This window comes from Mycobacterium sp. NGS69 (genome assembly GCF_059812165.1).
This window is the reverse complement of record NZ_JCALCD010000004.1, coordinates 1-11,760: the sequence shown is the minus strand read 5'-3', so window position 1 is coordinate 11,760 and position 11,760 is coordinate 1. Positions and strand designations below refer to the sequence as shown.

At 67.8% G+C, this 11,760-nt stretch carries 13 protein-coding genes and 1 pseudogene; 10 read left to right on the top strand and 4 right to left on the bottom strand.

Annotation, left to right across the window (positions count from 1 at the left end; translation table 11 throughout):
- Positions 1–129: 129 nt before the first annotated feature.
- The 5 genes and pseudogenes from AC5Y2S_RS12975 to era form a co-directional block, all read left to right on the top strand.
- A pseudogene (locus tag AC5Y2S_RS12975) lies at positions 130–468 on the top strand (PhoH family protein); the annotation flags it as partial.
- Entirely contained in the window at positions 465–998 is a 534-nt protein-coding gene (ybeY, locus tag AC5Y2S_RS12970) for an rRNA maturation RNase YbeY (RefSeq protein ID WP_499956553.1), read from the top strand. The pseudogene AC5Y2S_RS12975 and the gene ybeY, both read left to right, overlap by 4 nt.
- Positions 995–2,302, top strand: a complete 1,308-nt coding sequence (locus AC5Y2S_RS12965; protein WP_499956552.1) for a hemolysin family protein — start codon at positions 995–997, stop codon at positions 2,300–2,302. The genes ybeY and AC5Y2S_RS12965 overlap by 4 nt, the downstream gene beginning before the upstream one ends.
- Positions 2,289–2,615 (top strand): cytidine deaminase-like protein, encoded by a 327-nt coding sequence (locus tag AC5Y2S_RS12960; RefSeq protein WP_499957036.1) that lies wholly within the window; start codon positions 2,289–2,291, stop codon positions 2,613–2,615. The genes AC5Y2S_RS12965 and AC5Y2S_RS12960 overlap by 14 nt, the downstream gene beginning before the upstream one ends.
- Positions 2,616–2,623: 8 nt before the next feature.
- Positions 2,624–3,523 carry a GTPase Era gene (gene era, locus AC5Y2S_RS12955; protein ID WP_499956551.1) on the top strand — a complete coding sequence of 300 codons (900 nt, stop codon included), beginning with the start codon at positions 2,624–2,626 and terminating at the stop codon, positions 3,521–3,523.
- Between the two features lie 45 nt (positions 3,524–3,568).
- Here the strand turns inward: era and AC5Y2S_RS12950 are convergent, their stop codons facing one another.
- Positions 3,569–5,062 (bottom strand): amidase, encoded by a 1,494-nt coding sequence (locus AC5Y2S_RS12950; RefSeq protein ID WP_499956550.1) that lies wholly within the window; start codon positions 5,060–5,062, stop codon positions 3,569–3,571.
- A 62-nt stretch (positions 5,063–5,124) separates the two neighbouring features.
- Between AC5Y2S_RS12950 and recO the strand changes: the two genes are divergently transcribed.
- Genes recO through AC5Y2S_RS12935 form a run of 3 tightly spaced genes read left to right on the top strand, consistent with a single transcriptional unit; the run spans position 5,125 to position 7,227 of the window.
- The gene (gene recO / locus AC5Y2S_RS12945; protein ID WP_499907257.1) at positions 5,125–5,922 is read left to right on the top strand and encodes a DNA repair protein RecO; all 798 of its coding nucleotides are present in this window, start codon (positions 5,125–5,127) and stop codon (positions 5,920–5,922) included.
- Positions 5,915–6,799 (top strand): decaprenyl diphosphate synthase, encoded by an 885-nt coding sequence (locus tag AC5Y2S_RS12940; RefSeq protein ID WP_499956549.1) that lies wholly within the window; start codon positions 5,915–5,917, stop codon positions 6,797–6,799. Before recO ends, AC5Y2S_RS12940 begins: the two co-directional genes overlap by 8 nt.
- Positions 6,799–7,227: a hypothetical protein gene (locus AC5Y2S_RS12935; RefSeq protein ID WP_499956548.1), complete on the top strand. Its 429-nt coding sequence runs from the start codon at positions 6,799–6,801 to the stop codon at positions 7,225–7,227. Before AC5Y2S_RS12940 ends, AC5Y2S_RS12935 begins: the two co-directional genes overlap by 1 nt.
- On the opposite strand, the gene AC5Y2S_RS12930 is transcribed toward AC5Y2S_RS12935, so the two are convergent.
- The 3 genes from AC5Y2S_RS12930 to AC5Y2S_RS12920 form a co-directional block, all read right to left on the bottom strand.
- Positions 7,224–8,216: an alpha/beta fold hydrolase gene (locus AC5Y2S_RS12930; protein WP_499956547.1), complete on the bottom strand. Its 993-nt coding sequence runs from the start codon at positions 8,214–8,216 to the stop codon at positions 7,224–7,226. The two genes, AC5Y2S_RS12935 and AC5Y2S_RS12930, sit on opposite strands and share 4 nt — an antisense overlap.
- Before the next feature lie 144 nt (positions 8,217–8,360).
- Entirely contained in the window at positions 8,361–8,753 is a 393-nt protein-coding gene (locus tag AC5Y2S_RS12925) for a Fur family transcriptional regulator (RefSeq protein WP_499956546.1), read from the bottom strand.
- Entirely contained in the window at positions 8,750–9,175 is a 426-nt protein-coding gene (locus tag AC5Y2S_RS12920; RefSeq protein WP_499956545.1) for an ArsR/SmtB family transcription factor, read from the bottom strand. The genes AC5Y2S_RS12925 and AC5Y2S_RS12920 overlap by 4 nt, the downstream gene beginning before the upstream one ends.
- 205 nt (positions 9,176–9,380) lie before the next feature.
- On the opposite strand from AC5Y2S_RS12920, the gene AC5Y2S_RS12915 reads away from it, so the two are divergent.
- A complete protein-coding gene (locus tag AC5Y2S_RS12915) occupies positions 9,381–10,778 on the top strand; it encodes a glycine--tRNA ligase (RefSeq protein ID WP_499907245.1) in 1,398 nt (465 codons plus the stop codon).
- 400 nt (positions 10,779–11,178) lie between these two features.
- On the top strand, positions 11,179–11,760 hold a 582-nt coding region (locus AC5Y2S_RS12910; RefSeq protein WP_499956544.1), incomplete at its 3' end, for a PPE family protein.

Sequence of the window (11,760 nt, the reverse complement as noted above, 5' to 3'; positions counted from 1 at the left end):
ACTGGCGGTGGTCGGCCGATGCGTTACATCGACCGGATCGAGCCCGCGGGGACTGAGGAGGCGGTGTGCATACGGGTCGCGGCAGCGGATTCCCTTTATGTCACTGAAGATTTCTTGCTCACACACAACACGTTGAATGATGCCTTCATCGTGCTCGACGAGGCGCAGAACACCACCGCCGAACAGATGAAGATGTTCCTCACCCGACTCGGTTTCGGGTCGAAGGTCGTGGTCACCGGGGATATGACCCAGATCGACCTACCCGGCGGCGCGCGGTCGGGCCTGCGGTCGGCGGTCGAGATCCTCGAGAGCGTCGACGACATCTACATCGCCGAGCTGACCAGCGTGGATGTGGTGCGCCACCGGCTGGTTTCGGAGATCGTCGACGCCTACGCCCGCTACGAAGAGCCCGGCTCGGGGATGAACCGGGCGGCCCGTCGGGCCTCGGGTGGCCGAAGCCGCCGATGAGCATCGAAGTCTCCAACGAGTCGGGCATCGACGTCTCCGAAGCGGAATTGGTCAGCGTCGCGAAGTTCGTCATCGCCAGGATGGACGTCAACCCGAGCGCCGAGCTGTCCATGGTGCTGCTGGACACCGCGGCGATGGCCGACCTGCACATGCGCTGGATGGACCTGCCCGGCCCGACCGATGTGATGAGCTTCCCGATGGACGAGCTCGAGCCTGGTGGGCGCCCCGACGCGCCCGAACCCGGGCCCTCGATGCTGGGCGACATCGTGTTGTGCCCGGAATTCGCCGCCGAGCAGGCGGCCGCGGCGGGCCACACCCTGGGACATGAGTTGGCGCTGTTGACGATTCACGGCGTGCTGCATCTGCTCGGCTACGACCATGGCGAGCCGGACGAGGAAAAAGAGATGTTCGCCTTGCAGGACCGGTTGCTCGCGGAATGGGTCGCCGAACAGGTCGAGGCCTACCAGCAGGACCGCCAAGAGGAACGCGACCGCCGATTACTGGACAAGTCAAGGTATTTCGACAATTGACCGGCGTCTCGCAGCTGCTCGGCGCGATCGCGTTGATCGGTCTTGGCGGGCTTTTCGCGGCGATCGACGCCGCGGTCAGCACGGTGTCGCTGGCCCGGGTCCAAGAGCTGGTTCGCGAAGAGCGACCCGGCGCGGTGTCGCTGCTCAAGGTGATGAGCGAGCGACCCCGCTACATCAACCTGATGGTGCTGCTCCGCATCATCTGCGAGATCACCGCGACCGTCCTGCTGGTGGTCTTTCTCTACGACAACTGGGGCATCAAGTGGGGATTGGCCGGCGCGGCCGCCATCATGGTGGTGACCAGCTTCGTCGTCATCGGAGTCGGCCCGCGCACCCTGGGCCGCCAACACGCGTATTCCATCTCCCTGGTGACGGCCCTTCCGCTGCGAGCGATTTCGTGGCTGCTGATGCCGCTCAGCCGGTTGCTGGTGGTCCTGGGCAACGCGCTCACGCCGGGCCGCGGATTGCGAAACGGGCCGTTCGCCTCGGAGATCGAACTGCGCGAGGTCGTCGACCTGGCACAGCAGCGCGGCGTGGTCGCGGCCGACGAACGCCGGATGATCGAGTCGGTCTTCGAACTCGGGGACACCCCGGCCCGCGAGGTGATGGTGCCGCGCACCGAGATGATCTGGATCGAAAGCGACAAGTCCGCCAGCCAGGCGACCACCCTGGCCGTGCGCAGCGGGCACTCCCGCATCCCGGTAATCGGCGAGAACGTCGACGACGTCGTCGGCGTGGTGTACCTGAAAGACCTTGTCCAACAGACGTTCCTGTCGCCCGACGGCGGCCGCGACACCAAGGTGTCGCAGGTGATGCGCCCGGCGATCTTCGTGCCGGACTCCAAGCCGCTGGACACGCTGCTGCGTGAGATGCAACGCGACCGCAACCACATGGCCCTGCTCGTCGACGAATACGGCGCGATCGCCGGCCTGGTCAGCATCGAGGACGTGTTGGAAGAAATCGTCGGCGAGATCGCCGACGAATACGACCAGGCGGAGACGGCCCCGATAGAAGACCTGGGCGACAAGCGGTTCCGGGTTTCCGCGCGCCTTCCGATCGAGGACGTCGGGGAACTCTACGACGTGGAATTTGACGACGACCTCGACGTCGACACCGTGGGCGGCCTGGTCGCCCTGGAATTGGGGCGGGTGCCGCTGCCGGGCGCCGAGGTGGTCTCGCATGGCCTGCGGTTGCGCGCCGAGGGCGGCCCGGATCACCGCGGGCGGGTGCGGATCAACACCGTCCTGCTGAGCCCGGCGGAAGCCGACGAATCGACGGACGGGGAGGCCGATCACCGTGGCTGAGGAATTGGACGCCGAGGACGCCAAGCTGGTGGTGCTGGCGCGCGCCGCGATGGCCCGCGCCGACGCAGACAGCGGCGCCGCGGTGCGCGATGCCGACGGCCGCACGTATGCGGCCGCGCCGGTGGACTTGCCGACGCCGAAGCTGACCGGGCTGCAGGCCGCGGTCGCCGCCGCCGCATCCAGCGGGGCGACCGGGCTGGAGGCGGCCGTCCTGGTGGCGGGATCCGCCGACGATCCGGGCATCGTCGCGGTTCGCGAACTGTCTGCCACCGCCGTGATCATCGTGACCGACCGAGCCGGCAACCTGTTGTGAGCGCCGATATGACCGAATTTCGTTCGGGTTTCGTATGTTTCGTCGGCCGGCCGAATACCGGCAAGTCGACGCTGACCAACGCGCTCGTCGGCGCCAAGGTCGCGATCACGTCGACGCGCCCCCAGACCACCCGGCACACCATCCGCGGGATCGTGCACCGCGAAGACTTCCAGATCATCCTGGTCGATACCCCGGGCCTGCATCGGCCGCGCACCCTGCTGGGCAAGCGGCTCAACGACCTGGTCCGCGACACCTATGCCGAGGTCGACGTGATCGGGCTGTGCATTCCGGCCGACGAGGCCATCGGCCCGGGCGACCGCTGGATCGTCGAACAGATCCGCGCGGTCGCGCCCAAGACCACGCTCGTCGCGGTCGTCACCAAAATCGACAAGGTGCCCAAAGACCGGGTGGCCGCGCAGCTCGTCGCCGTCAGCGAATTGATCGGCGGCTCCGCCGAAATCGTGCCGGTGTCCGCGGTGACCGGCGCGCAGGTCGATGTGCTGATCGACGTGCTGGCCGCGGCGCTGCCCGTCGGCCCCGCGTACTACCCCGACGGCGAGCTGACCGATGAGCCCGAGGAGCTCCTGATGGCCGAGCTCATCCGCGAAGCCGCCCTGGAGGGGGTTCGCGACGAGCTGCCGCATTCGCTCGCGGTGGTGATCGACGAAATCGAGACGCGCCTAGACCGCGACGACCTGATCGACGTGCACGCCATCCTCTACGTCGAGCGGGACAGCCAGAAGGGCATCGTCATCGGCAAGGGCGGCGCGCGGCTGCGCGAAGTGGGGACCGCCGCGCGCGCCCAGATCGAGAAGCTGCTCGGCACCAAGGTTTACCTCGACCTGCGCGTCAAGGTGGCCAAGAACTGGCAGAGCGACCCCAAACAGCTTGGTCGGCTTGGCTTTTAACGCTCAAGTTTTTCTGCCCCGTAACGGGTAGCCGCCCAGCAGAGCCTATCTGCGCGGCGGGGCGCCGGCCGGGGGCGTGTCGGTGCCGGCATGCCACCACACCGTCGGCTGCTTGGTCGACCAGCCGCAGACGGCCTCCAGCTCGGCGGCCAGCGAGATGAGCAGCCCCTCGCTGTTTGCCGGGCCCATCAGTTGCACGCCGATTGGCAAACCATCGGAGGTAAACCCGGCCGGCACGTTGATGGACGGCCAGCCCAGCAGGTTCCACGGCCAGGTCAACGGGCACGCCGCGATCATCGTGCGGTCGGTGCCGAAGCCGCCCAACCGGTCGAAGGCGCGCGCCAGCGGCGGCGGCTGCGCCGTGGTCGGGGCGAGCACCACGTCGACGATGTCGAAGATCGAGCCCACCCGGCGCTGGTCGGCGGCCTCGTGGCGGCGCGCGCTGCGCAGGATCGCCTCGCCCATCACGTGGCCCACCCGCAGGTTGGCCAAGGTGCGGGGATCCCAGATGACGCCGTCGCCCAGTCGCTCCTCCCACTGCCGCAGCCCCGCGGTGGACCGGGCCAGGAAATTCCACGACAGCCGCAGGCCGTAGTCGGGGTTGCCGGGCACCACGGTGTGGCCCAGTAGCTGCAGTTGCTTGCCGACGGCCCGGGTCGCGGCCAGGATCTCGGGGTGCAGCTTGGCCCGGAAACCGGTGTACGGGAACCGCGTTGACAGCGCGATGTTGAGCGGACCGGGCGCCTTCCCGACATAGTCGGACGCCGTGATCGGGGGCGGCTTGTGCCGGTCGCCCTCGACATTGCCCGACGCGGCGTCCAGCACCAACGCCGCGTCGGCCACCGTGCGCGCCAACACGCCGTTGACCGTGATCCCGTTGAACGCCTCCGACAACGGCCAGGTGGAGATGCGGCCGCGCTGCGGCTTGATGCCCACCAGGTGCGTCCACGCCGCCGGGATGCGCACGCTGCCGGCGCCGTCGGAGCCGATCGCGGCGGTGACCAGGCCGGCGGCCACCGCGGCCGCGCTGCCCCCCGACGATCCGCCCGGCGTGTGCCGGCGCGACCAGGGGTTGCGGGTGTGTCCGAACCCGGGGCCGCTGGTGAACGGCCATTGGCCCAGTTCGCAGGTGTTCGTCTTGCCCACGATCACCGCGCCGGCGGCCTTGAGGCGGCGCACCACCTCGGCGTCCTGGGTGGCGGGCGCGACGTACCCTTCGGTGCCGAACGCGGTCGGCACACCCGCGATGTCGACGTCGTCTTTGACCGCGATCGGGATGCCCAGCAGCGGGGCGGTGTCGCCGGCCGCGCGTCGCCGATCGGCCTCCGCCGCGTCGGCCAGCGCCGACTCGGTCAGCACCACCCGGAAGGCGTTCAACGTCGGCTGGCTGTTGTGGATGGCGTGCAGGGACCGGCTCACCAGCGTGGTGGACGTCACAGCGCGGCTGGCCAACTGATAGAGGAGGTCAGTCAGCGTGGGCAGGCGCTGATAGCCGGATCCCGCGAGGGGCCCGGCGCCCGACCCGGAAGCGCCAATCACGGGGTACGAGACTAGACGGCGCGGATACCCGCATTGTCGCGGCGGGGTGCAAAACTATTGTGATGCGGCTATATCGAGACCGGGCTGTTGTGCTGCGCCAGCACAAGCTCGGCGAGGCCGATCGGATCGTCACCCTGCTGACCCGCGATCACGGGCTGGTTCGCGCGGTGGCCAAGGGCGTTCGCCGCACCCGCAGCAAATTCGGCGCGCGCCTTGAGCCGTTTGCTCACATCGACGCGCAACTGCACCCCGGGCGCAACCTGGACATCGTCACCCAGGTCGTCGCCATCGACGCGTTCGCAACCGACATCGTCAGCGACTACGGCCGGTACACCTGCGGGTGCGCGATGCTGGAAACCGCCGAACGCCTCGCCGGTGAGGAGCGGGCCCCGGCCCCGGCCCTGCACCGGCTCACGGTGAGCGCGCTGCGCGCGGTCGCCGACGGACGCCGGCCCCGCGACCTGCTGCTGGACGCCTATCTGCTGCGCGCCATGGGCATCGCCGGATGGGCGCCGGCGCTCACCGAGTGCGCCCGCTGCGCCACACCCGGTCCGCACCGCGCGTTTCACATCGCCGCCGGGGGCAGCGTCTGCCCGCATTGCCGCCCGGCCGGCTCGACCACCCCGCCGCCGGGTGTGCTGGACCTGATGGCCGCGCTGCACGACGGCGATTGGGAGGCCGCCGAAGCGTCGCCGCAATCCCACCGCAGCCACGTCAGCGGGTTGGTGGCCGCGCACCTGCAGTGGCATCTGGAACGTCAGCTCAAAACGTTGCCGCTGGTGGAGCGGACGTATCAGGCCGACCGCACAATCGCCGAACGGCGCGCAGCGCCGATCGGGCAGGATAAGGCCTGTGGCTGAGCGCAAGCCGAAGTCGACCGACTTCCCGCAACTGCCCCCCGCACCCGACGATTACCCGGTCTTTCCCGACACCTCGACCTGGCCGGTCGTCTTCCCGGAGCTGCCGCCGTCCGCCGACGGTGGCCCGCGCCGGCCGCCGCAGCACATTTCGAAGGCGGCCGCGCCGCGGATCCCCGCGGACCGACTGCCCAATCATGTCGCGATCGTGATGGACGGCAACGGTCGCTGGGCCACCCAACGCGGGATGAGCCGCACCGACGGCCATCGGGCGGGCGAGGCCGTCGTGATCGACATCGTCTGCGGCGCAATCGAAATCGGCATCAAGTGGCTCAGCCTCTACGCCTTTTCCACGGAGAATTGGAAGCGGTCCCCCGAGGAGGTTCGCTTCCTGATGGGGTTCAACCGCGACGTGGTGCGCATGCGCCGCGTCAACCTCAACACGATCGGGGTCAACATCCGCTGGGTCGGTTCGCGGCCCCGGCTATGGCGCAGCGTGATCAACGAGCTGGCGATTGCGGAGGAGATGACCAAGAACAATGACGTCATCACCGTCAACTACTGCGTCAACTACGGCGGGCGCGCCGAAATAGCCGACGCCACAAGGGAGATCGCGCGCCTGGCCGCCGCGGGCCGGCTCAACCCGGAACGCATCACCGAGGCCACGGTGGCCCATCACCTGCAGCGGCCCGACATTCCCGATGTGGATCTCTTCCTGCGGAGCTCGGGGGAGCAGCGCACCAGCAACTTCATGCTGTGGCAGGCGGCCTACGCCGAGTACATCTTTCAGGACAAGCTGTGGCCCGACTACGACCGCCGCGACCTGTGGGCCGCGTGCGAGGAATACGCCGAGCGCAACAGAAGATTCGGGAGCGCATAGTGCCATCACTGCAGGAGCGTCTGGCGTCGATACTGCGCGACGTCCTTCCCGTCGACGAGGAGCCCGACGGCGCACTCACGTTGCGTCACAACGGAACGTTGGCGTCGTTACGGGTGGTGAACATCGCCGAGGATCTGGACCTGGTCTCGCTGACCCAGATCTTGGCCTGGGATCTGCCGCTGACCAAGAAGATCGGCGACCAGATCGCCAAGCAGGCGCGCGACAGCAACTTCGGCAGCGTGACCCTGGTCGAGAAGCCCAACGAGCAAGCGGTGCAGCGCAACTCGGGAAAGAGCGCATCCAAGACCGGCGACGTGATGCTGCGCTACAACTTTCCCGGCGGCGGGCTGACCGACGACGCCCTACGCACCCTGATCCTGCTGGTGCTGGACACGGGCGCCGAGATACGGCGTTCGGTCACGGGCTAGGACACCGCCGACTCGGCCGGCGAACCGGGGGCGATGTCCTCGCCGGCGCCGGTCCGCAGCAGCGAGTGCATGAGGCTCGGGTCGTGCTCGGCCGGCCGGGTCGAGTCCATGAATCGTTCGACGACCTCGACGAAGCGGTCCGGGTGATCGTGATGCGGGACGTGCCCGGACTTTTCGAAGATCTCCAGGCGCGATCCGGCCATCGTCGCGTGGGCCGTCCGGGCGTGGCTCACCGGGATCACCAGGTCGTCTTCGCCCCAAATGATCTGCACGGGAATGGATTGCACCAGGTAGCTGCGATCCAGCATGGTCACGTATTGGCCGCGCCCGTCCACCACCGATCGCAAGGTGCGCGCGAATGCCGACAACGCGGCGGGATCGCGAAAACCCTCGAGCAGGCGCACCGTGTCGACGGCGTCGCGACCGAACTTGGTGGAGCCGAGCAGGGCCTGAACGGCCCGGCCGAAGACACGCATCGCGGGCAGCGCGCCCGGCACGCGCACCATCGCCAACGCCTCGCTGCCCATCGGCATCGCGGCCAATCGCAGCGCAAAGCTCACGTCCGACTCGACGCCGCCGGCGCTGACCAGCACGAGGCGTTCGACCAGATGCGGGTACTGGTAGGCGAACTGCATGGCCACGCCGCCGCCGAAAGAATGCCCGACGATGGTGACCCGCTCGAGGCCCAGCACGGCTAGCAGGTCACGCATCCCGTTGGCGAAGGCCGGCAGCGAGTAGTCGGCGCGCGGCTTGTCGGACTCGCCGTGGCCCAGCAGGTCCGGCGCGATGACGGTGAACCGCTGCGCGAGCTTGGCGTGCACCGGCCCCCACGATTCGGATTTGTCGCCGACGCCGTGGATCAGCAGCAGTGCCGGCCCGGACCCGGCGATCCGGAAGGCACGCCGGTAGCCGTGGATGGTGCGAAACTGCAGTGACGGGGCCTCGACGTCGCGTACCGCCCGCAGGTGGGGGGCTGGTTGCTTCCGCATCGTGTTCTCGCTTCCCTTGAGTTCTGGTTGCCTCGGCCCGTGGGCCACTCATGGGTAGGAGCACGCGACGGTCGCGTATCGGACACTTTTTTCAGAACTATTCCGGTCAGAAAAGAAACGGCGTCCGCGCCGGGGCGGTTCAGCCTAAGAACCGCACTCCGAGCACGTTCCGAAGATTTCGATGGTGTGGCTGACGTCGGAAAAGCCGTGCTTGGCGGCCACTTGCGCCGCCCACTCCTCGACCTCGTGGTCGCCGACCTCGATGGTGGAACCGCAGCCGCGGCATACGAGGTGGTGGTGATGATGCTCCGAGCATCTGCGGTAGACCGACTCGCCGGTGTCGGTGCGCAGCGTGTCGACCATGCCCGCCGTGGCCATCGACTGCAGCGTGCGATACACGGTGGTCAAACCGATGTTCTCGCCGCGCCGGCGCAGCTCGTCGTGCAGCTCCTGGGCGGAACGGAATTCGTCGAGCGTTTCGAGCAACGTGGAGATCGCCGCCCGCTGCCGGGTGGCACGCACACTCGTGCCGGTCACACCGTCTCCTCACTCGCGTGAGCGACCGCGTCGACGACGATGTGCGCCAGGTGGTGGTCGGCCAGCCGGTAGAGCACCTCGCGGCCGGATCGCTCCCCGGCGACCACGCCGGCCGCCTTGAGGATCTTCAGATGCTGACTGACCAGCGGCTGCGGCACGCCGAGGGCGTCGACCAGTTCGTGCACGCAGCGCTGCGATTCGCGCAACTGCAGCACGATGGCGATCCGCACAGGCGCGGCCAGCGCGCGCAGCAGCTCGCCCGCCGCGTCGAGGATTTCCCGCGACGGCGGCACCGGGTATTCGGGGAATCTCGCGTGCTCACCGGGCCCGTCGTCGCCGTGCTGGTGGGGCACCCCGCCCAGGTCGGACTGTGCGTCGCCGGCCGCGGCGGTCGGCGCCGAGGAGGACTTGGAAACGGGCACAGAGGAGGACATCGCCATCCGAGAGTCATCACCTCGAGAAGTGCCGGGTCGTTTGGAGGGGCCGCGACGGAGTCATGGTCGGCCGCTTTCCACTGTCACATGCATGATGACGCATGTCAAAGACCGGTGCGACGGTCGATACCATGGCTGATGTTTTGCGGGCGGCCTTCGCCGGCCACCTGTCTGCCCGGATCTTCGAAAGGGAGTGCACTGCCCCGTGGCGTCCGTCATCGACACCGTAGTCAACCTGGCCAAACGGCGGGGCTTCGTCTTTCCCTCGGGCGAGATCTACGGCGGGACCAAATCGGCGTGGGATTACGGCCCGCTGGGCGTGGAGCTCAAGGAGAACATCAAGCGCCAGTGGTGGCGCGCGGTCGTCACCGGCCGCGACGACGTGGTGGGGATTGATTCGTCGATCATCCTGCCGCGCCAGGTGTGGGTGGCCTCCGGCCACGTCGAGGTCTTCCACGACCCGCTGGTGGAGTGCCTGAACTGCCACCACCGGCACCGCCAGGACCACCTGCAGGAGGCCTACGCGGCGAAGAAGGGCATCGCTGATCCCGATTCGGTGCCGATGACCGAGATCGTCTGCCCGGACTGCGGCACCAAGGGCCAATGGACCGAGCCCCGCGAGTTCAACATGATGCTCAAGACCTATCTCGGGCCCATCGAAACCGAGGAGGGGCTGCACTATCTGCGGCCCGAAACCGCGCAGGGCATCTTCGTCAACTTCGCCAACGTGGTCACGACGGCCCGCCGCAAGCCGCCGTTCGGCATCGGGCAGATCGGCAAGAGCTTCCGCAACGAGATCACGCCCGGCAACTTCATCTTCCGCACCCGCGAGTTCGAACAGATGGAGATGGAATTCTTCGTCGAGCCGTCGACCGCCAAGGAATGGCATCAGTATTGGATCGACACGCGCCGGGAGTGGTATGTGGACCTCGGCATCGACCCGGAGAATTTGCGACTTTACGAGCACCCCAAGGAGAAGTTGTCGCACTACTCGGACCGCACCGTCGACATCGAGTACAAGTTCGGTTTCGCCGGCAACCCGTGGGGTGAGCTGGAAGGTGTCGCCAACCGAACCGATTTCGACTTGTCAACGCACGCAAAGCATTCCGGCGTCGACCTGTCGTTCTACGACCAGGTCAACGACACCCGATACACGCCGTACGTCATCGAACCGGCAGCCGGCCTGACGCGGTCGTTCATGGCGTTTTTGATCGACTCCTACACCGAGGACGAAGCCCCCAACGCCAAGGGCGGCATGGACAAGCGCACGGTGCTTCGGCTCGACCCGCGCCTGGCGCCGGTCAAGGCCGCGGTCCTGCCGCTGTCGCGGCACGCCGACCTGAGCCCCAAGGCCCGCGACCTGGCCGCCGAATTGCGCAAAAGCTGGAACATCGATTTCGACGACGCCGGCGCCATCGGGCGCCGCTACCGGCGCCAGGACGAGGTCGGCACGCCGTTCTGCGTGACGGTGGATTTCGACTCGCTCTCCGACGACGCCGTCACCGTGCGCGAGCGCGACAAGATGACGCAGGACCGGGTGGCGATGGGTGCCGTCTCCGACTACCTGGCGGTGCGCCTCAAGGGTTGCTAGGGCCCGGCACCGACGCTTGGGAGCGGCGTTCGTCACTGATTGCCGCAATTCTTGACGGGATATTCGGATGACTGGAATTGCATCCGATCTGAACATTTAATAAATATAATTTGCGCGGCACGTGAGACCATTCCGACCGGCACCGGGAAATTCACGCGGCTGGCGTGCCCGACGGCTGTTTCGCCAGTTGCGCCCCCGTCGGCGCTGCGGGCGACAAGCCGTTTTCGGATTGGATCAAGTTTATGTAGTTGACTCGGTCAAGTTTATGTTCTCGACCGATTCAAGTTTAGAAAAAAGATGGGGTAGTTCGGCGATTTTAGGCTTACGATCCGCAGTGGTGTGTGTTGATTTTCGAGCAGCGCCAAGACGCGTGCCGCGCCTGGGCTGAACGGGGGTCGTGATGGTTCTCGACTTTTCCTGGCTGCCGCCTGAGATCAATTCGGCGCGGATATCCGTCGGCGCCGGTTCGGGGCCGCTGTTCCTGGCGGCGTCGGCCTGGGACGCGCTGGCGTCCGACCTGTCGGCCGCGGCGTCGTCGTTCAACTCGGTGGTCACCGGATTGACCGGTGGGCCGTGGACGGGTCCGTCGTCGGCCGCCATGGCGGCGGCCGCGGCGCCGTACGTGGGGTGGCTGAGTGCGGCGGCGGGGCAGGCCGCGAACGCCGCGGGCCAGGCCCGCGTGGCGGCCACGGCGTTCGAGTCGGCGTTGGCGGCGACGGTGCCTCCCGCGGCGGTGACGGCGAACCGTGCGCAATTCAGGGCCCTGATCGCGACGAACATTCTGGGCCAGAACACCCCGGCGATCGCGATGACCGAGTTCGAGTACCTGGAGATGTGGGCGCAGGACGTCGCCGCGATGCTGGGCTACCACGGCGGGGCGTTGGGCGTGGCCGCGGCGTTGCCGTCGTTCAGCCTGCCGCCGATGGACCTGTCGGGCCTGACGGGGCTGCTGTCGGCGCCGCTGACCGGCCTGGCGGTGCGA